The organism is Pseudomonas sp. 210_17 TE3656, assembly GCF_054821965.1.
On the sequence record NZ_JBTRBC010000001.1, the window covers coordinates 3688246 to 3711558 of the forward strand.

At 62.8% G+C, this 23313-nt stretch carries 19 protein-coding genes; 11 read left to right on the forward strand and 8 right to left on the reverse strand.

Going from position 1 to position 23313, the window contains the following annotated elements; all coding sequences use genetic code 11:
* Positions 1–2 precede the first annotated feature (2 nt).
* The 8 genes from ACVI9W_RS17365 (at position 3) to pcaC (ending at position 8409) form a co-directional block, all read left to right on the forward strand.
* Complete coding sequence (locus tag ACVI9W_RS17365) at positions 3–1349, forward strand: aromatic acid/H+ symport family MFS transporter (protein WP_461530631.1); 1347 nt, start codon at positions 3–5, stop codon at positions 1347–1349.
* 222 nt (positions 1350–1571) lie between these two features.
* On the forward strand, positions 1572–2432 hold the full coding sequence (locus ACVI9W_RS17370) for a CoA transferase subunit A (protein ID WP_038607417.1): 861 nt from the start codon (positions 1572–1574) through the stop codon (positions 2430–2432).
* The gene (locus ACVI9W_RS17375; protein WP_157191292.1) at positions 2429–3208 is read left to right on the forward strand and encodes a CoA-transferase subunit beta; all 780 of its coding nucleotides are present in this window, start codon (positions 2429–2431) and stop codon (positions 3206–3208) included. Before ACVI9W_RS17370 ends, ACVI9W_RS17375 begins: the two co-directional genes overlap by 4 nt.
* A complete protein-coding gene (gene pcaF, locus ACVI9W_RS17380) occupies positions 3205–4410 on the forward strand; it encodes a 3-oxoadipyl-CoA thiolase (protein ID WP_342625595.1) in 1206 nt (401 codons plus the stop codon). Before ACVI9W_RS17375 ends, pcaF begins: the two co-directional genes overlap by 4 nt.
* 119 nt (positions 4411–4529) lie before the next feature.
* Positions 4530–5819: an MFS family transporter gene (locus ACVI9W_RS17385; RefSeq protein WP_038607426.1), complete on the forward strand. Its 1290-nt coding sequence runs from the start codon at positions 4530–4532 to the stop codon at positions 5817–5819.
* A gap of 19 nt (positions 5820–5838) precedes the next feature.
* Positions 5839–7203: a 3-carboxy-cis,cis-muconate cycloisomerase gene (locus ACVI9W_RS17390; RefSeq protein ID WP_461530632.1), complete on the forward strand. Its 1365-nt coding sequence runs from the start codon at positions 5839–5841 to the stop codon at positions 7201–7203.
* 11 nt (positions 7204–7214) lie between these two features.
* Positions 7215–8006, forward strand: coding sequence for a 3-oxoadipate enol-lactonase (gene pcaD / locus ACVI9W_RS17395; RefSeq protein ID WP_461530633.1), 792 nt, complete (start codon positions 7215–7217; stop codon positions 8004–8006).
* Between the two features lie 10 nt (positions 8007–8016).
* Positions 8017–8409 (forward strand): 4-carboxymuconolactone decarboxylase, encoded by a 393-nt coding sequence (gene pcaC / locus ACVI9W_RS17400; protein WP_461530634.1) that lies wholly within the window; start codon positions 8017–8019, stop codon positions 8407–8409.
* A gap of 79 nt (positions 8410–8488) precedes the next feature.
* Here pcaC and ACVI9W_RS17405 read toward each other — a convergent pair whose 3' ends face one another.
* Entirely contained in the window at positions 8489–8995 is a 507-nt protein-coding gene (locus tag ACVI9W_RS17405) for an Mpo1 family 2-hydroxy fatty acid dioxygenase (RefSeq protein ID WP_461530635.1), read from the reverse strand.
* A 90-nt stretch (positions 8996–9085) separates the two neighbouring features.
* Between ACVI9W_RS17405 and ACVI9W_RS17410 the strand changes: the two genes are divergently transcribed.
* Positions 9086–9793, forward strand: coding sequence for a Crp/Fnr family transcriptional regulator (locus ACVI9W_RS17410; protein ID WP_461530636.1), 708 nt, complete (start codon positions 9086–9088; stop codon positions 9791–9793).
* Here the strand turns inward: ACVI9W_RS17410 and ACVI9W_RS17415 are convergent.
* The 3 genes from ACVI9W_RS17415 to ACVI9W_RS17425 are packed head-to-tail and all read right to left on the reverse strand — an operon-like array spanning position 9765 to position 13792.
* Positions 9765–11366, reverse strand: a complete 1602-nt coding sequence (locus ACVI9W_RS17415) for an arylsulfatase (protein ID WP_461530637.1) — start codon at positions 11364–11366, stop codon at positions 9765–9767. The two genes, ACVI9W_RS17410 and ACVI9W_RS17415, sit on opposite strands and share 29 nt — an antisense overlap.
* A 9-nt stretch (positions 11367–11375) precedes the next feature.
* Positions 11376–12200 (reverse strand): ABC transporter ATP-binding protein, encoded by an 825-nt coding sequence (locus tag ACVI9W_RS17420; RefSeq protein ID WP_038607455.1) that lies wholly within the window; start codon positions 12198–12200, stop codon positions 11376–11378.
* A complete protein-coding gene (locus ACVI9W_RS17425; RefSeq protein ID WP_461530638.1) occupies positions 12197–13792 on the reverse strand; it encodes an ABC transporter permease in 1596 nt (531 codons plus the stop codon). The genes ACVI9W_RS17420 and ACVI9W_RS17425 overlap by 4 nt, the downstream gene beginning before the upstream one ends.
* Positions 13793–14071: 279 nt before the next feature.
* On the opposite strand from ACVI9W_RS17425, the gene ACVI9W_RS17430 reads away from it, so the two are divergent.
* Positions 14072–15118 (forward strand): ABC transporter substrate-binding protein, encoded by a 1047-nt coding sequence (locus ACVI9W_RS17430; RefSeq protein WP_461530639.1) that lies wholly within the window; start codon positions 14072–14074, stop codon positions 15116–15118.
* Here ACVI9W_RS17430 and ACVI9W_RS17435 read toward each other — a convergent pair.
* Entirely contained in the window at positions 15075–16001 is a 927-nt protein-coding gene (locus tag ACVI9W_RS17435) for a LysR family transcriptional regulator (RefSeq protein WP_461530640.1), read from the reverse strand. The two genes, ACVI9W_RS17430 and ACVI9W_RS17435, sit on opposite strands and share 44 nt — an antisense overlap.
* A gap of 182 nt (positions 16002–16183) precedes the next feature.
* Here ACVI9W_RS17435 and ACVI9W_RS17440 point away from each other — a divergent pair, with 182 nt between their 5' ends.
* Entirely contained in the window at positions 16184–17083 is a 900-nt protein-coding gene (locus ACVI9W_RS17440) for a TauD/TfdA dioxygenase family protein (protein WP_461530641.1), read from the forward strand.
* An 89-nt stretch (positions 17084–17172) separates the two neighbouring features.
* Here the strand turns inward: ACVI9W_RS17440 and ACVI9W_RS17445 are convergent, their stop codons facing one another.
* The 3 genes from ACVI9W_RS17445 to ACVI9W_RS17455 all read right to left on the reverse strand — a co-directional run bounded on the left by ACVI9W_RS17445 (position 17173) and on the right by ACVI9W_RS17455 (position 23310).
* Positions 17173–18426: an OprD family porin gene (locus tag ACVI9W_RS17445; RefSeq protein WP_038607468.1), complete on the reverse strand. Its 1254-nt coding sequence runs from the start codon at positions 18424–18426 to the stop codon at positions 17173–17175.
* A gap of 277 nt (positions 18427–18703) precedes the next feature.
* Entirely contained in the window at positions 18704–20158 is a 1455-nt protein-coding gene (locus tag ACVI9W_RS17450; protein WP_461530642.1) for an AdeC/AdeK/OprM family multidrug efflux complex outer membrane factor, read from the reverse strand.
* Positions 20155–23310 (reverse strand): efflux RND transporter permease subunit, encoded by a 3156-nt coding sequence (locus ACVI9W_RS17455; RefSeq protein WP_461530643.1) that lies wholly within the window; start codon positions 23308–23310, stop codon positions 20155–20157. The genes ACVI9W_RS17450 and ACVI9W_RS17455 overlap by 4 nt, the downstream gene beginning before the upstream one ends.
* Between the last annotated feature and the right edge of the window lie 3 nt (positions 23311–23313).

Here is a 23313-nt window from a genome sequence, read left to right on the forward strand (position 1 = left end):
TAATGAACAGTCCGCAAGCTGCTGTCGGGAACTGCCTTGATGTGCAGTCCTTTATCAATTCGCAACCGCTGTCGCGCTATCAATGGCGCGTAGTGATCCTGTGTTTCCTGATTGTCTTTCTTGATGGCCTGGATACCGCTGCCATGGGCTTTATCGCCCCGGCGCTGTCCCAGGACTGGGGGATCGACCGCGCCAGCCTCGGCCCGGTGATGAGCGCGGCGCTGATCGGTATGGTCTTCGGCGCTCTGGGTTCGGGACCCTTGGCCGACCGTTTCGGGCGCAAGGTGGTGCTGGTGGGGGCGGTGGTGGTGTTTGGCGCCTTCAGCCTGGCTTCGGCCTACAGCAGTAACGTCGATCAGTTGCTGGTGCTGCGTTTTCTGACCGGTCTGGGTCTTGGCGCCGGTATGCCCAACGCCACCACGCTGCTCTCTGAGTACACCCCTGAGCGGCTCAAGTCGTTGCTGGTCACCAGCATGTTCTGTGGCTTCAACCTGGGCATGGCCGGTGGTGGTTTCATTTCCGCCAAGCTGATCCCGGCGTTCGGCTGGCACAGCCTGCTGTTGATCGGTGGCGTATTACCGTTGGTGCTGGCCGTGGTGCTGCTGTTGTGGTTGCCGGAGTCGGCGCGTTTTCTGGTGGTGCGCAATCGCGGCACAGACAAAGTGCGCCAGGCTCTGGCGCCGATCGATCCTGCCATTGTCGGCCAGGCCTCGAGTTTCAGCGTGCCGGAGCAAAAAACGGTGAAGGCGCGCAATGTCTTTGCGGTGATCTTTTCCGGTACCTATAGCGCCGGTACCTTGTTGCTGTGGCTGACCTATTTCATGGGCCTGGTAATTGTCTACCTGCTGACCAGCTGGCTGCCAACGCTGATGCGTGACAGTGGCGCGAGCATGGAGCAGGCCGCCTTTATCGGTGCCTTGTTCCAGTTTGGCGGGGTACTCAGCGCAGTGGCGGTGGGCTGGGCCATGGACCGCTACAACCCGCACAAGGTAATCGGCACCTTCTATCTGCTTGCCGGGGTGTTTGCCTATGCGGTGGGTCAGAGCCTGGGCAACATCACCGTGCTGGCGACCCTGGTACTGATTGCCGGTATGTGCGTCAACGGTGCGCAGTCGGCCATGCCTTCTCTGGCGGCGCGTTTCTATCCGACTCAGGGCCGTGCCACGGGCGTGTCGTGGATGCTTGGTATTGGCCGCTTCGGCGCCATTCTCGGTGCCTGGATGGGCGCGACCCTGTTGGGCCTGGGCTGGAACTTCGAGCAGGTGCTGACGGCGCTGGTGATCCCGGCCGGGCTGGCTACGGTGGCGGTGGTGATCAAAGGTATGGTCAGTCACGCAGACGCGACCTGAGTGATCTATCGCGGGGCAAGCCCGCTCCCACTGACCCTGTGGGAGCGGGCTTGCCCCGCGATCGTTTCACACCATTAGCACAACAACAATTTGTTCGATAATCGAACAGATAGTCGATTATCGGATTGTACCGCCCTCAGCCCCGCCTTAATCTGAAGTCCTACCGGCGCCACCCAAGGCGCCATGCAACCGACCTCGACTCAGCATATCCAGGAGTCTGCAATGGCTGAAATCCTCTCGCTCCACGATGCCGTGAAGCAGTTCGTCCACGACGGTGACAGCGTCGCCCTCGAAGGCTTCACGCACTTGATTCCGACTGCCGCCGGGCATGAAATCATTCGTCAGGGCAAGAAAGAGCTGACCCTGGTACGTATGACTCCTGACCTGATCTACGATCAGCTGATCGGTGCCGGTTGTGCCCGCAAACTGATTTTCTCCTGGGGCGGTAACCCCGGTGTAGGCTCGCTGCACCGCCTGCGGGATGCCGTGGAAAAGCAATGGCCGCAGGCCATGGAGATCGAAGAGCACAGCCACGCCGACCTTGCCAACGCCTATGTTGCCGGCGCCTCGGGCCTGCCTTTTGCGGTGCTGCGCGCCTACGCCGGTTCCGACCTGCCCAAGGTCAACCCGCTGATCAAGAGCGTCACTTGCCCGTTCACCGGTGAAGTGCTCGCCGCCGTGCCTTCGGTACGCCCGGATGTCACCGTGATTCACGCACAGAAGGCCGACCGCAAGGGCAACGTGCTGCTCTGGGGCATTCTCGGTGTGCAGAAAGAAGCGGCCCTGGCGGCCAAGCGTTGCATCGTCACCGTCGAAGAAATCGTCGATGACCTCAATGCTCCGATGAACGCCTGCGTGCTGCCTACCTGGGCACTGTCGGCGGTGTGCCTGGTGCCGGGCGGTGCGCATCCGTCCTACGCCCATGGCTACTACGAGCGTGACAACCGTTTCTACCAGGCCTGGGACCCGATTGCCCGCAATCGCGAAGCCTTCACTGCCTGGATCGACGAGTACATTCGCGGCACCGCCGACTTCAATGAATTCAAGGCAAAACTGGCCAGCGCTTCGGAGGCTGCACAATGAGCTACTCCACCAATGAAATGATGACCGTCGCCGCAGCCCGTCGTCTGCGCAACGGTGCAGTGTGCTTCGTCGGCATCGGCCTGCCTTCCAAGGCCGCCAACCTGGCGCGTCTGACGTCCTCGCCCGACGTGGTGCTGATCTACGAATCCGGCCCGATCGGCGCCAAACCGAGCGTGCTGCCGCTGTCGATCGGTGACGGTGAACTGGCGGAAACCGCCGACACCGTGGTGCCGACCGGCGAGATTTTCCGCTACTGGCTGCAAGGCGGGCGTATCGACGTCGGCTTCCTCGGCGCTGCCCAGGTCGACCGTTTCGGCAACATCAACACCACCGTGGTGGGTGACTACCACAACCCGAAAGTACGCCTGCCCGGTGCCGGTGGCGCGCCGGAGATTGCCGGTTCGGCCAAGCAGGTGCTGATCATCCTCAAGCAGTCGAACCGCGCCTTCGTCGACAAACTCGACTTCATCACCTCGGTCGGCCACGGCGAGGGCGGTGATTCGCGCAAACGTCTGGGCCTGCCAGGCGAAGGGCCGGTGGGGATCATCACCGACCTGTGCATCATGGAGCCGGAAGCTGGCACTCACGAGTTTGTCGTGACCTCGATCCATCCGGGTGTGACCCGCGAGCAGATCATTGCCGCGACGGGCTGGGCGATTCGCTTTGCCGACAGCGTGCAGACCACCGCCGAGCCAAGCGAAGTCGAGCTCAGCGCCCTGCGTGACCTGGAAGCACGCACCGCCGCCGCCCACGGCCAAGCGCCAGGAGAAGCCTGATGCGTGACGTATTTATCTGCGATGCGATTCGTACCCCCATCGGCCGCTTCGGCGGCGCCCTGGCCGGTGTACGTGCCGATGACCTGGCAGCCGTACCGATCAAGGCGCTGATCGAGCGCAACCCGCAGGTGCAATGGGATCTGCTGGACGAGGTGTTCCTCGGCTGCGCCAACCAGGCCGGCGAAGACAACCGCAACGTCGCGCGCATGGCGCTGCTGTTGGCAGGCCTGCCGGACAGCGTGCCGGGTGTGACCTTGAACCGCCTCTGTGCCTCGGGCATGGACGCGGTCGGCACCGCCTTTCGTGCCATTGCCAGCGGCGAGATGGAGCTGGCGATTGCCGGCGGCGTCGAGTCGATGTCGCGTGCGCCGTTCGTCATGGGCAAGGCCGACAACGCCTATTCGCGCAACATGAAACTGGAAGACACCACCATCGGCTGGCGCTTCATCAACCCGTTGATGAAAGCCCAGTACGGCGTCGATGCCATGCCGCAGACCGCCGACAACGTCGCCGACGATTACCAGGTCTCGCGTGCCGATCAGGACGCCTTCGCCCTGCGTAGCCAGCAACGTACCGCAGCCGCCCAGGCCGCAGGTTTCTTCGCTGAAGAGATCGTGCCGGTGCGCATCGCCCACAAAAAAGGCGAAACCGTTGTCGAGCACGACGAACACCCACGGGCCGATACCACTCTTGAAGCCCTGGCACGACTGAAACCAGTCAATGGCCCGGACAAGACCGTCACCGCAGGCAACGCCTCGGGCGTCAACGACGGTGCCGCGGCATTGATCCTGGCCTCGGCTGAAGCAGTGAAAAAACACGGCCTGACGCCACGTGCCCGGGTCCTAGGCATGGCCAGCGCCGGTGTTGCGCCGCGAGTCATGGGCATCGGTCCGGTGCCGGCGGTACGCAAGCTGACCGAGCGCCTCGGTGTGGCGGTGAGTGATTTCGATGTCATCGAGCTCAACGAAGCCTTCGCCAGCCAGGGCTTGGCGGTGCTACGCGAACTCGGCCTGGCCGACGACGCGCCGCAGGTCAACCCCAATGGTGGCGCCATCGCGCTGGGCCATCCGCTAGGCATGAGCGGTGCGCGGCTGATCCTCACCGCCTTGCATCAGTTGGAGAAATCCGGTGGTCGCAAGGGCCTGGCGACCATGTGTGTCGGGGTAGGGCAGGGCTTGGCCCTGGCCATCGAGCGGGTGTAAGCCAATACCCCCGGACACGCGGCTCCCACGCAGGGTTGCGGGGCCGGGGGGATTGTTTGTGGAACGAGAGTGTTACTGATTGTGTCTAGACTCCAGTAACCCTCCTAGAGTGAATTGCCATGACAACTGCCTATTACACCGGTGAGGAACGCAGTAAGCGCATCTTCGCCATCGTCGGTGCCTCCTCGGGTAATCTGGTGGAATGGTTCGACTTCTATGTCTATGCCTTCTGCGCCATTTACTTTGCCCCGGCGTTTTTCCCTTCTGACGATCCGACGGTGCAGTTGCTCAATACCGCCGGGGTGTTTGCCGCTGGTTTTCTGATGCGCCCGATTGGTGGTTGGCTGTTTGGCCGGGTGGCCGATCGGCATGGCCGCAAGAATTCGATGATGATCTCGGTGCTGATGATGTGTGCCGGCTCCCTGGTCATCGCCTGTCTGCCGACTTACGCCTCGATCGGCGCCTGGGCGCCGGCGCTGCTGTTGCTGGCGCGGCTGTTCCAGGGCCTGTCGGTGGGCGGTGAATACGGCACCACCGCGACCTACATGAGTGAAGTGGCCCTGCGCGGTCAGCGCGGTTTCTTTGCCTCGTTCCAGTACGTGACGCTGATTGGCGGGCAACTGCTGGCGGTGCTGGTGGTGGTGATTCTCCAGCAACTGCTCAGCGAGGATGAACTGCGCGCCTGGGGCTGGCGGATTCCGTTCGTGGTGGGTGCGGTTGCGGCGGTGATTTCGCTGTTCCTGCGCCGCTCGCTGGAAGAGACCAGCAGCGCCGAAACCCGTAACGACAAAGAGGCCGGCAGTGTCGCCGGGCTGTTCCGCCACCACACTGCAGCCTTCATCACCGTGCTGGGTTACACCGCGGGTGGCTCGCTGATTTTCTACACCTTCACCACCTACATGCAGAAGTACCTGGTGAACACCGCCGGCATGAGTGCCAAGACCGCCAGTTTCATCATGACCGGCGCGCTGTTTCTGTACATGTGCATGCAGCCGTTCTTCGGCATGCTTTCCGACCGTATCGGCCGGCGTAATTCGATGCTGCTGTTCGGCGCCTTGGGCACCGTGTTCACCGTGCCGATCCTGATGGCGCTGAAAACCGTCACCAGCCCGTTCCTGGCTTTCGTGCTGATCACCCTGGCGCTGTGTATCGTCAGTTTCTATACCTCGATCAGTGGCCTGGTCAAAGCCGAGATGTTCCCGCCGCAGGTGCGCGCTCTGGGTGTGGGGCTGGCCTATGCAGTGGCCAACGCGATATTTGGCGGTTCGGCCGAATATGTGGCCCTGGGGCTGAAGTCGATGGGCATGGAGAACACCTTTTACTGGTACGTTACCGCCATGATGGCGATCGCCTTCCTGTTCAGCCTGCGCTTGCCTAAACAGGCGGCGTACCTGCACCACGATCATTGACCTGTTGAAGGACTAGGAAATGAACCCGCGACCGGGCAATCAGCTGTTCGATGCCTACTTCACTGCACCCGCAATGCGCGAGGTGTTTTCCGATCGTGGCCGGGTGCAGGGCATGCTTGATTTCGAAGCGGCCCTGGCGCGCGCCGAAGCGGCCGTGGGGGTGATTCCGCAGGTGGCGGTGGCGCCTATTGTCGCCGCCTGTCAGGCCGAGCGTTACGACTTTGCCGCGCTGGCCGAAGCCATCGGCATTGCTGGTAATTCGGCGATTCCGCTGGTCAAGGCGCTGGGCAAGGTGATCGCCAGTGGCGTGCCGGAAGCCGAGCGTTTTGTGCATCTGGGCGCCACCAGCCAGGATGCGATGGACACCGGCCTGGTCCTGCAACTGTGTGCAGCCTTGGGCCTGATCGAGAGCGACCTGCAACATCTGGCCGAATCACTGGCGCGTCAGGCCGAGGCGCATGCCGATACGCCGTTGGCCGGGCGCACCTGGTTGCAACATGCAACGCCGGTCACTCTGGGCATGAAAATCGCTGGCTGGCTGGGCGCTTTGACCCGCCACCGTCAGCGCCTGCAGGAACTCAAGCCACGCTTGCTCACCCTGCAGTTCGGCGGTGCCTCCGGGACCCTGGCGGCGCTCGGTGAGCAGGCCCTGCCGGTAGCCGAAGCCCTGGCGGTGCAGCTCGACCTGCAACTGCCGGAGCAACCCTGGCACACCCAGCGCGACCGCCTGGTGGAATTCGCCTCGGTGCTCGCTCTGGTCGCTGGCAGCCTGGGCAAGATGGGGCGTGATATCAGCCTGTTGATGCAGACCGAAGCGGCGGAAGTATTCGAACCCGCAGCACCGGGCAAAGGTGGTTCATCGACGATGCCGCACAAACGCAACCCGGTCGGTGCTGCGGTGCTGATCGGGGCGGCGACGCGGGTACCGGGGCTGCTGTCGACCCTGTTTGCCGCCATGCCGCAGGAGCATGAACGTAGCCTGGGGCTGTGGCACGCCGAGTGGGAGACCCTGCCGGAAATCTGCTGTCTGGTCTCCGGTGCGTTGCGCCAGGCGCAGATCATCGCCGACGGCCTGCAGGTCGATGCCGCGCGTATGCGCGATAACCTCGACCTGACCCAGGGCCTGGTGCTGGCCGAAGCGGTCAGTATCGTCCTGGCCCAGCGCCTGGGTCGCGACACCGCGCATCATTTGCTGGAAACCTGCTGCAAGCGTGCAGTAGCCGAACAACGCCATCTGCGTGCCGTGCTCGGCGACGATCCGCAGGTGAGCGGCGAACTCTCGGCAGACGAACTCGATCGTCTGCTCGACCCGGCCCATTACCTCGGTCAGGCCCGTGTCTGGGTCGAGCGGGCGCTGGCCGAACATCACCGTTTCAATGCCTGAAGGAGGCTGCAGTGGCACAGGTACAACTCGCCGATGGCGCACTCAATTATCAACTCGACGGCCCTGAAGGCGCGCCGGTGTTGGTGCTGTCCAACTCCCTGGGTACTGACCTGCACATGTGGGACACCCAGGTGCCGGCCTTCGCTGCGCACTTTCGCGTGCTGCGCTACGACACCCGTGGTCATGGCGCTTCGCTGGTAACCGAGGGGCCTTACAGCATCGAGCAGTTGGGCCAGGACGTGCTGGCGTTGCTCGATGCCCTGAAGATCGAGCGTGCCCACTTCTGTGGCCTGTCCATGGGCGGCCTGATCGGCCAGTGGCTGGGGATCAATGCGGGCGAACGCTTGAACCGCCTGATCGTCTGCAACACCGCCGCCAAGATCGGCTCGCCGGACACCTGGAACCCGCGCATCGAAATGGTCTTGCGCGATGGCAAAGCCGCGATGGTCGGCCTGCGCGATGCGTCGATCGAGCGCTGGTTCACTCCGGGGTATTCCTCGACCAACCCCGGCCAGGCCAAGCGCATCACCGACATGCTTGCCGCCACCTCGCCGCAAGGCTATGCGGCCAACTGCGGTGCGGTACGCGATGCCGATTTCCGTGATCAACTGGGTGAGATCAAGGCGCCGTTGCTGGTCATCTCCGGCAGTCACGACGCGGTGACCCCACCTGCAGGCGGCCTGTTCATCCAGGAAAACGTGGAGGGCGCCGAATACGCCGAGTTCCATGCTGCGCACCTGTCCAACGTCGAAGTCGGCGAGCCGTTCAGTCGCCGGGTGATCGACTTTCTGCTGGCCCGCTGAGGAGCGACTTGTGGACGAGAAGCAACGTTACGAAGAAGGCATGAAGGTTCGTCGCGCAGTGCTTGGCGACGCCCACGTCGACCGCAGCCTGAACAACCTGACGGACTTCAACAGCGAATTCCAGGAAATGATCACCCGCCATGCCTGGGGTGATATCTGGACGCGTCCGGGCTTGCCACGGCATACCCGCAGCCTGATCACCATCGCCATGCTGATCGGCATGAACCGCAACGAAGAGCTGAAGTTGCACCTGCGTGCCGCCGCCAACAATGGCGTGACCCGTGAGGAAATCAAGGAAGTGCTGATGCAGAGCGCGATCTACTGCGGCATTCCGGCAGCCAATGCGACCTTCCACCTGGCCGAGTCGGTGTGGGATGAGTTGGGGGTTGAGTCCAGAGGTTGAGCCAGATCGCGGGGCAAGCCCGCTCCCACAGAGTCTCCACCCGGCCTGTGGGAGCGGGCTTGCCCCGCGAAAAGGCCCATCAACGAATCGCCACCGGCCCCACATTGCCCTCGATAGCCTGCTTCAGCTCCGGCCGCATGCCTAGCAGAAACCCCAGTTCCGCCACCACGAACAACGGCCCGATGATCAACCCGCTCAGGTCATCGACAAAGGCCGGCTTGCGCCCTTCATAGTGGTGCCCGACAAACTGGATCACCCAGCCGACCACGAACAACCCCAGCCCAGCGCTCAACCACACCAGCGTACTTTGCACGGCCAGCACCTGGCCGGCCCACAGGCACAGGCCGAGCAACAGGGCCATGATCAATCCGAACTGCTGGTCCAGGCGTAGATAAAACCAGGCCGTCACCATCGCCACCAACAAGGCCGGCGACAGCCACACCCCGGCCAGATCCAGCCCCGGACGCGATAACAACACCGTCACCGCAACCACGATCATCGGAATACCGACGAAGTGCGTGGCGATATTGCGCGGGTCACGGTGGTAGGCCGCATATTGACTGAGGTGTTCGACGAGGTTTTTCATTATTGTTCCTCCTGAAGGGTGACGTGAGCTTGCCCTGCAGACATTCCGGCTGTCTGTCGGCTAGCCGACAGAGTTGACCTTCGAGGCGTTATGACCAGCGATCCCGCCTGGCGCCAGACCCTGCTCCAGGGCCACTGGTTCAAGCATCTGCCCCTGTCCCTTCAGGATAGCCTGCCGGGCCTGGCACGCCTTCGTGAGCTGGCACCGGGGCAGTACCTGTTCCAGCGCGGCGATGCGCCTTGCGGTTTGTACGCGGTGCTGTCGGGCAGCATGCGCGTCGGGGCGGTCAGCAGCGAAGGCAAGGAGGCGTTGCTGACGCTGGTCGAAGCGCCACACTGGTTCGGTGAAATCAGCCTGTTCGACGGCCAGCCGCGCACCCATGATGCCCAGGCTGAAGGGGCGGTGCGCCTGTTGTGGATACCGCAGGCCGCGCTGCTGTCATTGTTGGCGCAGCAACCTGAGTATTGGCGCGACTTCGCCTTGCTGATGAGCCAGAAACTGCGCTGGGTATTCGTCGCCCTGGAACAGCAGAGCCTGCTGGCCGCCGCGCCGCGGGTCGCTCACCGGCTGCTGCAGATCGCCGCCGGTTATGGCGAGATGGACGGCACCCGGCGTGTGTTGCAACTGTCCCAGGAGCAACTGGCACTGATGCTGTCGCTGTCGCGCCAGACCACCAACCAGATTCTCAAGTCGCTGCAACAGGAAGGCGCGCTACGCCTGGGCTATGGCGAGATCGAGATTCTCGACCTCGCCCGTCTGCAAGCCGTGGCTAGTCCGGCTGGAACGGCGACTCGCTGAGGATTACCCCGGTTTCCTCGACATACTTCTGCCATTCACCCAGCAACGCCTGGAGCCTGGCCGGTTGCGTCTGGGCCAGGTCATCGATTTCGCCCGGATCGCTGGCCAGGTCATACAGTTGCCAGGTCGCCGGGCCCACCGGTCCAGGAATGTACACGGCCTTCCACTGCCCCTGGCGAATCGCCCGCCGCCCGAACAGTTCCCAGCCCGTGACGGTGTTGTCGTCATGCACCTGTTCAGTCTCGCCGGACAGGTAACCCAGCCACGACTTGCCACGTAGCGCCGCGACATCGCGTCCGCGCCAGCGCGTGCCGGGATGCCGGACCCCGGCGAGGTCGAGCAGGGTCGGGGTGATGTCCATCACCGTGCTGAACTGATGGCTGATCTGCCCCTGACGGGCCAGGGCCGGGTAGTGCACCAGCGCCGGCACGCGAATGCCGCCTTCGCTGGTAAAGGCTTTGTACAGCCGCGATGGCGCGGTGGCGGCCTGCGCCCACTGTGGGCCATACCAGACGTAGGAGTTGGCCCGGCCGATATTTTCCAGGCCGTTGTCGTAATGCTGGTCGAGGTAGCTGGCCAGGTGCGGGCCGAACTTGGGGAAGGCTTCGAGCAGTGCGCCTTCGGCACCGTTGTCGGACATGAACAGCACCAGGGTGTTGTCCAGCTGGCCCTGGTTGCGCAGGTAGTCGAGGACCCGGCCGATGTTCCAGTCCATGCGCTCGACCATCGCCGCGTAAACCTCCATCGACCGCGCCGAACGCTGACGCTGTTCATCGCTGAGGCTGTCCCAGTGATTGTCCACCGGGTGAGCACGCGTCTCGGCCTTGATCAGGCCAAGCTCGCGCAATTTTTCCAGGCGCTCCTGGCGCAGCACCTCAGGCCCGGCGTCGTAGCGGCCCTTGTAGCGGGCGACCACGTCGGCCGGTGCCTGCAGCGGCCAGTGCGGGGCGGAGAAGGGCAGGTAGGCGAAGAACGGCCGGCTCTGGTCACGTTCCTTGAGGTATTGCAGGAGTTTGTCGCCAAAGGCGTCGGAGGAGTAAAAGCCCTCAGGCAATTGCTCGACGAAGGTCTGGTCTTCGATGTACAGCGCCGGGGTCGACTTGAGCAGGCGCGGGGTCTGCTCGTCATAGGTCGGCTCGAAACCGTAGTGGTTGGCCGCGCCGGGCAGCAGGGCGAAGGAGCGTTCGAAACCACGGGCGTGGGGTGCCAGTTCGGCTTTCAGGCCCAGGTGCCACTTGCCGCTCATCAGCGTCTGGTAGCCGGCGTCGCGCAGCAGCTCCGGCAGCGCCACCACCCGGTCGTTGAGGTAACCCTCATAGCCGGGCTTGCCGATCAGCTCCGGAGTCAGCGCTTCGGCCATGGTGCCGATGCCGGCGATGTGGTGGTCGGTGCCGGTCAGCAGCATCGAGCGGGTTGGCGAGCAGGTCGGCGCGGTGTGGAAGTCGGTCAGGCGCAGGCCGGCAGTGGCCAGGGCATCCAGGTTCGGCGTGGCGATTTCGCCACCGAAAGCACCGAGGTCGGAGAATCCCAGGTCATCGGCAACGATGACCAGAAAGTTGGGGCGTTGGCTCATGGTCGGTTCTCAATAGGCAAGGTAGGACAAGGGCAGGTTGTGGATCTGTGCCGGCGCGGCTGGCAGGTAGCGGTCGTCGGCGGTCAGTTCGTGCAACAGCGCTTCGCGCAGACGGTGGAAGTCGTAGCTGGAGCGCTGGCGTGGGTGCGCCAGGTCGATACTGTTAATGCGCTTGATACGTCCCGGCCGTGGCTCCAGTACCACCACACGGTCAGCCAGGAACAGCGCTTCCTCGACATCGTGGGTCACCAGCAGCGTGGTGATCCGCGCCCGTTCGCGGATCGCCAGCAGTTCTTCCTGCATCTGCTGGCGGGTCAGCGCATCGAGGGCACCGAAGGGTTCGTCGAGCAGTAGAATCCGCGGGCTGGCCACCAGGCCGCGGGCAATCGCTACGCGCTGGGCCATGCCGCCGGAGAGCTGATGCGGGTAGGCCTGGCTGAAGTCCTGCAGGCCGACCAGGGCGATGTACTCGGCAATCCGCTGCTCGCGTTCGCTGCCAGTCAAGGTGCTGTTGACCAGGCCCAGGGCGATGTTTTCGTGCACGCTCAGCCAGGGGAACAGGCGGTGTTCCTGGAACACGATGCCGCGCTCGCTACCGATGCCGGTGAGCGGCTGGCCGTCGATCAGGATCTGGCCCTGGTAGTCGTTATCGAGGCCGATCAACAGGCGCAGCAGAGTGGACTTGCCACAGCCGCTGGCACCGACAATGGCGACGAACTCGCCATCGGCGATCTGCAGGTTGAAGTCGCGGATGGCCTCCAGCTCACCGCCAGCTACGGCGAAGTGTTTGCCGACCTGATTGAAACTGACCAACGGATGGGCAATGGCGTTCATGCTCGTCTCCAGCGCGTGGCGCGCGATTCGATGTGTTGTCCGAGGGCGCCCAACAACGCGCCGGTGAGGCCGACCAGGAGCATCCCGGCCATGATCAGGTCCATGCGCAGCAGTTGCTGGGCGCCGATCATCAGGCTGCCGATACCGCCGCCGGAGGGCATGAAGTACTCGGCACCGATGGTGCCCAGCCAGGCGTAGATCAAGCCCACGCGCAGACCGGCAAAGATGCCCGGGGCTGCGCCGGGCAACACCAGGCGCAACAGGCGCTGACGCAGGTTCAGGTGCAGCACCCGCGCGGCTTCTTCCAGCTGTGGTGAGCGGTTGGCGACGCTGCGCTGGGTGGCGATGAACAGCGGAAAGAACGCTGCCAGGCCGACAAATACCCATTTGGCCAGCTCACCGAGGCCGAACCAGGCCGTGAGCAATGGCACCCAGGCGAATATGGCGATCTGCCGCAGACCGGCCAGGCTCGGCCCAAGCAGGCGCTCGGCAGGCCGGGACAAACCCAGCCACAACCCCAACGCAAAGCCCAGGCCACCACCCAGCAGCAAACCCGCCAGGGCGCGACCGACACTGACCGCCAGGGCCGCCGTCAGCGAACCGTTGAGCACCCCGTTCCAGGCGGTGCTCAGCACCTGAACGGGCGCCACGAGGATGTTGTTATCGACCCACTGCAACTGATTTGCCAGCTGCCAGACCAGCAGCAACGCCAGCGGCAACAACAAGGCCTGCAGGCGTTCGCGGCCGTGCAGACGTTGCACCCGCAGTTCAGCGCCGGGCGGATGCGGCCAGTGCACCAGCCGTCGATCCAGCCAGCCGAGGCCACGGTCCATGGCAAAACCGAGCAGGCCGATAACCGCGATGCAGACGAAGACGATGTCGAGCATGAACAACTGCCGGGCCCAGACCATCAGGTAGCCGATACCCTCACTGGAGGCGAGCAGCTCGACCGCCAGTAATGATGACCAGCCGGTGGCCAGGGCCAGGCGCACGCCGGCGAGAAAGGCCGGCAGTGCTGCGGGCAGGATCAGCCGGGTGATCAGCAAGCGGCGCGGCAGCTTGAGCACGGCGGCTGCTTCGCGCAGACGCGGCTGTGCGTCACGCACGCCGACCAGGGTGTGCAGGGTCACCGGCACGATGATCGCCTTGACCAGCACCACCAGCTTGAGCAACTCGCCAATGCCGAACAGCACCATGAACAACGGCACCCAGGCCAGTGTGGGGATTTGCGCCAGGGCGTTGAAGGTGGGCAGCACCAGGCGTTCGGCACGGCGGCTGCAACCCAGCCAGGCTCCAAGCAGGGCACCGCTGCTGACTCCCACTGACAAACCGATCAGCAAGCGTTGCAGACTGATTGCCAGATGCGACCACAACTCACCGTGGGCCAGCTCCTGCGCGCTCTGCCAGACCAGGCTGGGTGCTGGCAGTATCTGTTCGCTCATCCACTGGTTGCGGCTGGCCAGCCACCACAGCAGGGCCAGGGCCAGCGGCAGGTACCAGGCCTGGAGGCGTGCCTGCAACGGTGTGCCGACTGTGTGCAGGCGTCTTGCAGGTACGGCCAGGGGCAGGCTGGGGAGTGATGCTCGGGCCATGGCGGACCTCCGTGGATTGGCTATTTCTATATTCCATTCGAGTATATTTTTCTAAAAATAAATTCGAATAGGTGATAAGAGACAGCATTTAAAGCAGGCCCTTAAAGCTGTATCCAATGCATTCGAGGCATATTTTCCTTGTGCCTGATGCATAGCCCGTCGCAGCCCCCATGGTTGCCTATTTATGTGTTTTAGTTATTAAAATGTAATTTATTAGTATTTATTTGTTGATCGATGATCTGGTTAGCGTGGCCGCATCACTACAAGGAGTCGCGTGCCATGAACCTGTCGATCAACCGTGTTTTCAGTCTGTTTGCCGCTCCCGCCCTGGCCGCTGTGGTCGGCTGGTTACCGCCGCTGGCCCAGGCCGCTGCGGTCCGCGAGATTCGCATTGCCGTCCCCGATCTGAGCGCTGGCACCCAGCACTCCGGAGGCGGGGTTACGGATGTGCTGCGCAATCAGCAATTGCTGGAAAAAGCCTTCGCCGCCGACGGCATTACGATCCAGTGGAATTACTTCAAAGGGGCGGGGCCGGTGATCAACGAAGCCTTTGCCAACGGCCAGGTCGACTTTGCCTATCTGGGCGATCTGGCGGCCATCATCGGCAAGGCCAATGGCGTCGACACACGCCTGCTGGCCGCTACCGGACGCGGCATCAAGCATTACCTGGGCGTGTCGCCGGGCAGTGGCATCAAGACCTTGCAGGACCTGAAGGGCAAGCGTGTGGCGATCTTTCGCGGTACCGCCAGCCAGTTGTCATTTGATGCCGCACTCGCCAGCCAGGGCCTGAGCGAGAAGGACTTCAAGGTCATCAACCTCGATTTCAATGCCTCGGTCGCCGCCTTGGCCGCCCGGCAGATTGACGCTACCTGGGGCCTGTCGGGCTTGACCGCGCTGCAGGAGCGCGGCCTTGCCGAGCTGCCGTTGAATACCAAAGACCTGGGGGGCGCCGGCAGTATCCAGGCCGTGCTGGTGGGCTCCGGGGCCTTTGTCGATGCCCATCCCGAACTGGTCCAGCGCCTGCTGGAAGCCCAGCAGCAAGCGGTGCAATGGCTCAGTGACGAGAACAACAAGCAGGCTTACATCCAGCTGGTTTCAGGACTGGCCAGCTACCCGCCGGTGATCCTTGAGCGCGACCTGCAGGACGAGGTCCTCGGCCAGACCTTCCGTTCCAGCCTCGACCAGCCGTTCCTCGACCAGTTGCAGGCCTCGGTCGACCTGGCCGCCGAACAGCGGCTGATCCGCAAACCGTTCAAGGTCAGCCAGTGGCTGGCGCCCCAGGCTACCCGGCCAGCACCTGCAGCGCTGGCTGCTGATCGAGGCTGATCAAGGTATCGATCATCGCCCGCGCCGCCGGCGACAGGCGATAACCGCTGCGGCTGACAATGCCGCAGCGGGCATTGAGGCTGTCGAGATTGGCCGGCAGGTTGCGCCAGTGCAGGCGCACCAGACGGCCCTGCTGGATATCGTTGGCAAAGGCTTCTTCGGTCCCGATCCCGATGGCATCGCTGCCCTGCACCAGGCTGACCAGGGTCGGCAAGTGTTCGGTGAGCAGCTGCGGGGTGAAATCGGTCTTGCCGCTGAGGTTGGCCAGCAGCTTGCGCACCCCCGGCGGAATCAGCGTGGTGGCCAGCGGATAGTCGAACATGTCGTTGGTCGACAGGCTGTCCTTGGCCAACAAGGGATGCCCGGGACGGCAAAAGAACAGGCCGCGGCGCGGACTCAAAGGCAGCGTCTGATAGTTGGGATCCGCCTCGAACTGGCGGATATCGGCGATGAAAAACTCGATCTCCTCGCGGTTCAGTGCGCGGCTGAGTTTCTCCCAGTTATCCACCTCAAGGCGGGTCTGCACTTTCGGGTGGGCCTGAAGAAACCGCGCCAGCGCCCGCGGCACCAATTGCACAGCCGCTGCCGGCCCGCAGCCGAAGTGCAGCTCGCCAGCATCGAGCTTGGTCATCTGCAGCACTTCGCAACTCAACTGTGCCGCCCCCTGGACCAGACGCAAGGCGTGCTGCAGTACCACCTGACCTTCGGGCGTCGGGCGCAGGTCCTTGTTGCCACGGTCCACCAGAACACAACCGAACTCCTGTTCCAGGCCCTGGATGCTGCGGCTGAAGGCCGGCTGGGTGATGCCCATGGCATCCGCGGCGCGAACGAAACTGCGGTGTTCAGTGAGGGCGATGAAGTAACGCAGTTGGCGAAGATCCATATGCTTTCCCGGCATTCCAAAAATACGGCGAAGGTATTTGCCGTCACGAAGGCTCAGGTTTTAAATGCAAGCTCTTATTCCGTCAATGAAGCATTTGAATATCTGTTAGAGCTTATTTGCATATAGATAGCGCAAGTGATTCATCGGCAATTTTCCTAGAGCAGCCAGATGAGGGTCATACCATGAGCAGTGCCGCACACGCCGTAGCGCCCGTCAGCCACGTGCTGGACATCCACCCGGTGGCCGGACGCATCGGTGCCGAGATTCGCGGGGTGCAACTGAGCGCCGACCTTGAGCCCGCCGTGATCGAGGCCATCCAGGCCGCCCTGGTGGAGCACAAGGTGATCTTTTTCCGTGCTCAGCATCACCTTGACGATCAGGGCCAGGAAGCCTTCGCGCACTTGCTGGGTGAACCGATTGCCCACCCCACGGTGCCAGTACGTGAGGGCACGCGCTTCCTGCTGGAGCTGGACGGCGAGCGCCGGGCCAACTCCTGGCACACCGATGTGACCTTCGTCGATGCTTACCCCAAGGCCTCGATCCTGCGCTCGGTGGTCGCTCCGGCGTCGGGTGGCGACACGGTCTGGGCCAACACGGCGACGGCCTACCAGGACCTTTCGGCCGAACTGCAGGCCCTGGCTGACCAGCTCTGGGCGGTGCACAGCAACGAGTACGACTATGCGGCGGCCAAGCCGAATGTCACGGCCGAGCAGCAGGAAAACTACCGCCGCATCTTCACCTCGACGGTGTACGAAACCGAGCATCCGCTGGTACGTGTGCACCCGGTCAGCGGTGAGAAGACCTTGCTCCTCGGACACTTCGTCAAACGCTTGAAGGGCTATTCGCTGTTTGATTCCACGCACCTGTTCAACTTGCTGCAGAGCCATGTCACGCGCCTGGAAAACACCGTGCGCTGGCGCTGGCAGGCGGGCGATGTGGCGATCTGGGATAACCGTGCGACCCAGCATTATGCGGTGGACGACTACGGCACCCAGGAGCGCGTGGTGCGTCGGGTGACCTTGCAAGGGGATGTGCCGGTTGGTGTGCTCGGGCAGCGCAGCCGGACTGTTCGTGGGGTGTGAATCCTATCGCGGGGCAAGCCCGCTCCCACAGGCATTGCATTGAACCTGTGGGAGCGGCGGTGCGACGATTCGACTTGCCCCGCGATGTTTCAAAGAATACTGATCGGGTAGCTGATGATCAGGCGGTTCTCGTCAAAGGCATTGGTGCTGTAGTCGCGACGCATGGTCGAGTTACGCCATTTGAACGACAGGTTCTTCAGGCTGCCCGACTGGATCACATAGGCCAGTTCCGATTCCCGCGCCCATTCCTTGCCGTCGCTGACGGTTGCGGTGTGGACGTTGTCACCGCTGATGTAGCGGTTCATCAGGGTCAGGCCAGGAATGCCGACACCAGCAAAGTTGAAGTCGTGACGCAGCTGCCAGGAGCGCTCTTTGGCGTTGTCGAAGCTGGAGTTGTAGCTGTCGTTGGCCAGGGTGCCGCCGCTGGTGCCGTTGACCCGCATCCAGCCATCGTCGCCGCTGACTTTCTGCAAACCGACATAGAACGTGCTGCTGCCGTACCTGGCCGAGAGCAGGGCCGAGGCGGTGCGGTTGTCCAGCTCGCCGGCCCGCTCAGCGCCGTCTTCCTTGCCGATGAAATAACCAAGGTTGGCGCCGAGGGTCCAGTCGCCCAAAGGCTGACTGTGGACCAGGTTGATGTACTGCTGGTTGTAGATGTCCTTGAGTTCGGCATTCCACAGGCCGATCAGGGTGCGCTTGTCGTTGAAGCTGTATTCGCCACCGGCAAAGTTGAAACGGTCGGAAGTGAAGGCCGCTTTGCCGTTCATCGACATGTCGTCCATGCTCGCGTCATTGCGCGGGCTGTTGGCGCGGAACTGGCCGCCATACAGGGTCAGACCGGCGATTTCCTGGGAGGTGATCTGCCCGCCGCGAAAGGTCTGCGGCAGTGAGCGGCCATCGTCCGAACGCAGGATCGGCAATACCGGCATCCATTCGCCGACTTTCAGTTCGGTGTTCGACACCTTGGCCTTGAGCGCCACGCCCAGGCGGCCGAAGTCGTCGGCCGGGCGTCCATCGTCATGCACCGGCAACAGGTGCGTACCGGTCGTGCCCTTGCCGCCATCGAGCTTGACCGAATACAGGCCGAGCACATCGACACCGAAGCCGACGATGCCTTGAGTGAACCCGGAGCGGGCGTCGAGGATGAAACTCTGGGTCCATTCCTCGGCCTTGCCTTGCGGGTTGGCCGGGTCGACGAAGTTGCGGTTGATGTAGAAGTTGCGCAGGTTGAGGTTGACCTTGGCATCTTCGGCAAAGCCGCTTTCGGCCGCCAGGGCCGGGAGTGCGCAAGTCATGGCCAGCAGGCCGGGTAGCAGGTGTCGTGCGGGTGCGGGTGTGCTCATGTGATGTGTCTCTTGTTTTTATTCAAGCCGAAGCCATCCGCTGCGAGGTTTTTGAGTCGCAGGCCGGGCAACAGTCTTTGGGGTGTGCTTTGGAAAAGCTGCGAAGGGATGGTGCGGCGGCGGGAGGGGGTGAATCAATTCGTTACAGGCGGTATTGGGCGGTAATCGAACGTTAACTGATTGGTTAAATAATTATCGCGGGGCAAGCCCGCTCCCACAGCTGTGCGTGCAAAAAAAAGCCCACCGCAAGGGTGGGCTTCTGAAGCACAAATCAGACTCAGCCTTTCGACGACTCGGCCGCCGTCTGCTGCTGCGCCTGACCGGTCTGCTCGTACCAGCCGCCACCGAGGGCCTTGTACAGGTTGACCTCGCTGACCAGCTGCGACAGGCGGTCAGTGATCAACGACTGCTGGCTGTTGAACAACTGACGCTGGGCGTCGAGGAAGGTCAGGTTGCTGTCGACACCGATACGGTAGCGACGCTCGGCCAGACGGTAGTAGTCCTGGTTGGCAGACACCAGATCACGCTGGGCTTGCAACTGCTCGTTGAAGGTCTTGCGCGCGGCGAGGCCATCGGAGACTTCCTGGAAGGCGGTCTGGATGGTTTTCTCGTACTTGGCGACGTTGATGTCCTTCTGGATCTTCGAGTAGTCGAGGCTGGCACGCAGGGCACCGGCGTTGAAGATCGGCAGGCTGATCTGTGGCTGGAACAGCCAGGTGCCCGAGCCGCCCTTGAACAGTCCACCCATGTCCGGGCTGATCGTACCGGCGTTGGCGGTCAGGCTGATGCTCGGGAAGAACGCTGCCCGGGCGGCGCCGATGTTGGCGTTGGCGGCCTTGAGCAGGTGTTCGGCTTCCTGGATGTCCGGACGCCGGTGCAGCACGTCGGACGGCAGGCCGGCAGGTACTTCGGCCAGCAAGTCGCTGTCGAGGTCCTTGGCCGCTGGCAGGTTGTCCGGCACACCGGTGCCGAGCAGTACCGCCAGGCTGTTCTGGTCCTGGGCAACCAGGCGCTGGTACTGGGCCAGCTTGACCCGGGCACCTTCTACCGAGGTCCGTGCCTGGCTCAGGTCCAGAGCCGATGCCACACCCACTTCGTTGCTGCGCAAGGTCAATGCGTAGCTTTGCTCGTAGGTCTTGAGGGTGTCTTCGGTCAGCTTGAGCAGGTCCTGGTCGGCCTGCCAGGTGAAGTAGGCGTTGGCCACACTCGCCACCAGGGCGATCTGGGTCGAGCGCCGGGCTTCTTCGCTGGACAGGTAGATTTCCAGTTGCTGCTCGGTGAGGCTGCGCACGCGACCGAACAGGTCGAGTTCATAGGCGCTCACCCCGAGGGTTGCCGAGTACTGGCTGGTGATCTCGGAATCGCCGGTCTGCGACAGGTTACCTGGCAGCCGTTGGCGGCTGCCATTGCCATTGGCGCTGACTGCCGGGAACAGATCGGCCCGCTGGATGCGGTACTGCGCCCGGTAGGCATCGATGTTCAAGGCCGCGACCTTGAGGTCGCGGTTGTTGACCAGCGCGGTCTGGATCAGTTGCTGCAGCGCCGGGTCCTGGAAAAACTGACGCCAGCCTTGCTCGGCGGCGGCCACATTCGCCGACTCGGTCGGCGAATAGGCAGGGCCTTGCGGCCACTGCGCGGCCACCGGTGCGTCCGGGGTCTGGTAGTCAGGGATCAGCGAGCAGCCGCCAAGAATGAAAGCGGTGACCGCCAGGGACAACAGGGACTTACTCATTGCCCGCCCTCATAGCGTGGAGTTTCAGGAGTGGCGTCTTCTTCTTCAGTTTTCTTGCTACTGAACAGCGACGACACGCTAACGAAGAACAGTGGTACCCAGAAGATCGCCAGCACGGTGGCCGTCAACATCCCGCCGATTACCCCGGTACCGATGGCGTGCTGGCTGCCCGAGCCCGCACCGGTGGAAGTAGCCAACGGTACCACGCCGAGAATGAACGCCAGCGAGGTCATGATGATTGGCCGTAGACGCATGCGGCAAGCCTCGATGGAGGCATCGACCAGGCTGCGGCCCTGCTCGTGCAGTTCCTTGGCGAATTCGACGATCAGGATCGCGTTCTTCGCCGCCAGGCCGATGGTGGTCAACAGACCCACCTGGAAGTACACGTCGTTGGACAGGCCGCGCAGGCTGGTGGCCAGCAGTGCACCGATGATCCCCAACGGCACCACGAGCATGACCGCGATCGGGATCGACCAGCTTTCATACAGGGCCGCCAGACACAGGAACACCATCAGCAGCGACAGGGCGTACAGCGCAGGCGCCTGGGAGCCCGAGAGGCGCTCCTCGTACGACAGGCCGGTCCAGGAGTAGCCAATACCTTTAGGCAACTGTGCGGCAATGCGCTCGACTTCGAGCATGGCTTCACCGGTACTGTAGCCAGGGGCTGGCGCACCGAGAATTTCCATGGCTTCGACACCGTTGTAACGCGCCAGCTTCGGTGCACCGTAGATCCACTCGCCTTTGGCGAAGGAGGAGAACGGCACCATCTCGCCCACGGCGTTGCGCACGTACCACTTCTGCAGGTCTTCCGGGCTCATGCGCGAAGCGGATTCGCCCTGGATATACACCTTTTTGACCCGACCGCGGTCGATGAAGTCGTTGACGTAGCTGGCACCCAGGGCAATCGACAGGGTGTTGTTGATTTCGGCGATGGTCACGCCCAAGGCACTGGCGCGCTCGTCGTCGACGGTCAGCTGGTACTGCGGCTCATCGTTCAGACCGTTCGGACGCACAGCCGAGAGAATCTTGCTCTGCGCGGCCATACCGAGGAACTGGTTACGTGCTTCCATCAGCTTCTCGTGACCGACACCGGCACGGTCTTGCAGGAACACGTCGAAACCGGTGGCGTTACCCAGTTCCAGTACCGCAGGCGGGGCAAAGGCGAACACCATCGCATCACGGAAGGTGAAGAAGTGCTGCTGGGCGCGAGCCGCCAGGTTGAACACGTTGTTCTCGGCGGAGCGCTCTTCCCATGGCTTGAGCATGATGAAGGCCATACCCGAGCTCTGGCCGCGACCGGCGAAGTTGAAGCCGTTGACGGTGAACACCGAGGCAACGGTATCGGCTTCCTTGTCCAGCAGGTAGCTGCGCATTTCGTCGATCACCACCTGGGTCCGTTCGGCACTGGAGCCGGCCGGGGTCTGCACCTGGGCGAAGAGTACGCCCTGGTCTTCCTCAGGAAGGAAGGCGGTGGGGATGCGCATGAACAGCCAGATCATGCCGACCATGATCAACAGGTAGGCCAGCAGGTACGGCGCCTTGTTGCGCAGGATGTTGCCCACGCCACGTTCGTAGCTCTGCACGCTGCGGTCGAAGTTGCGGTTGAACCAGCCGAAGAAGCCGCGCTTGGCAACGTGATGTTCACCCTTGGCAACCGGCTTGAGCATGGTCGCGCACAGCGCCGGGGTGAAGATCAGGGCAACCAGTACCGACAGCGCCATGGCCGAAACGATGGTGATCGAGAACTGCTTGTAGATCACCCCGGTGGAGCCACCGAAGAACGCCATTGGCAGCAGTACCGCCGAGAGCACCATGGCGATACCGACCAGCGCGCCCTGGATCTGGCCCATGGACTTCTTGGTGGCTTCCTTGGGCGACAGGCCCTCTTCGGACATCACCCGCTCGACGTTTTCCACCACAACGATGGCATCGTCCACCAATAGACCGATGGCCAGTACCATACCGAACATGGTCAGGGTGTTGATGCTGAAGCCCGCTGCGGCGAGGATGCCGAAGGTGCCGAGCAATACCACCGGAACAGTCATGGTGGTGATGATGGTGGCGCGGAAGTTCTGCAGGAACAGGTACATCACCAGGAACACCAGCACGATCGCTTCGATCAGGGTGTGGATTACCCCACTGATCGATTCGGTCACTACTGGCGTGGTGTCATACGGGAATACCGCCTTCATGCCTTCCGGGAAGAATGGCTCAAGCTCGGTGATGGTCTTGCGCAGCGCCTTGGCGGTATCCAGGGCGTTGGCCCCGGTCGCCAGTTTGACCGCCAGACCGGAAGCCGGTTTGCCGTTGAACTGGGCGCTGACGGCATAGTTCTCGCCGCCAAGGCCGACGGTGGCAACATCGCTCAGACGGACTTGCGAGCCGTCACGGTTGACCTTGAGCAGGATCTTCTCGAATTGCTCGGCGGTCTGCAGACGGGTCTTGCCGATGATCGTGGCATTGAGCTGGGTACCGGGCAGGGCCGGCAGGCCGCCGAGCTGACCGGAGGAAACCTGGACGTTCTGCGCCGCGACTGCAGTGCGCACATCGACCGGGGTCAACTGGTACTTGTTCAGCTTGGCCGGATCCAGCCAGATACGCATCGCATACTGGGCACCGAACACCTGGAAGTCACCGACACCGGCGGTCCGCGAGATCGGATCCTGCATGTTGGAGACGATGTAGTTGGCCAAGTCATCCTTGGACATGCTGCCATCTTCCGATACCAGGCCGATCACCAACAGGAAGTTTTTCACCGCCTTGGTCACACGGATACCCTGTTGCTGCACTTCTTGCGGCAGCAGCGGGGTGGCCAGGTTGAGCTTGTTCTGCACCTGGACCTGGGCGGTGTCGGAGTTGGTCCCCTGCTCGAAGGTCGCGGTGATGGTCATGGTGCCGTCGGAGTTACTTTCCGACGAGACATAACGCAGGTTGTCGATACCGTTGAGCTGCTGCTCGATAACCTGGACCACGGTGTCCTGCACGGTTTGCGCCGAGGCGCCCGGGTAGGTCACAGAGATCGCAACGGCCGGTGGCGCGATGCTCGGGTACTGGTTGATCGGCAATTTGAGGATCGACAAAGCGCCGACCAACATGATCACCAAGGCGATCACCCAGGCAAAGATCGGGCGATCGATAAAGAATCTCGACATGGT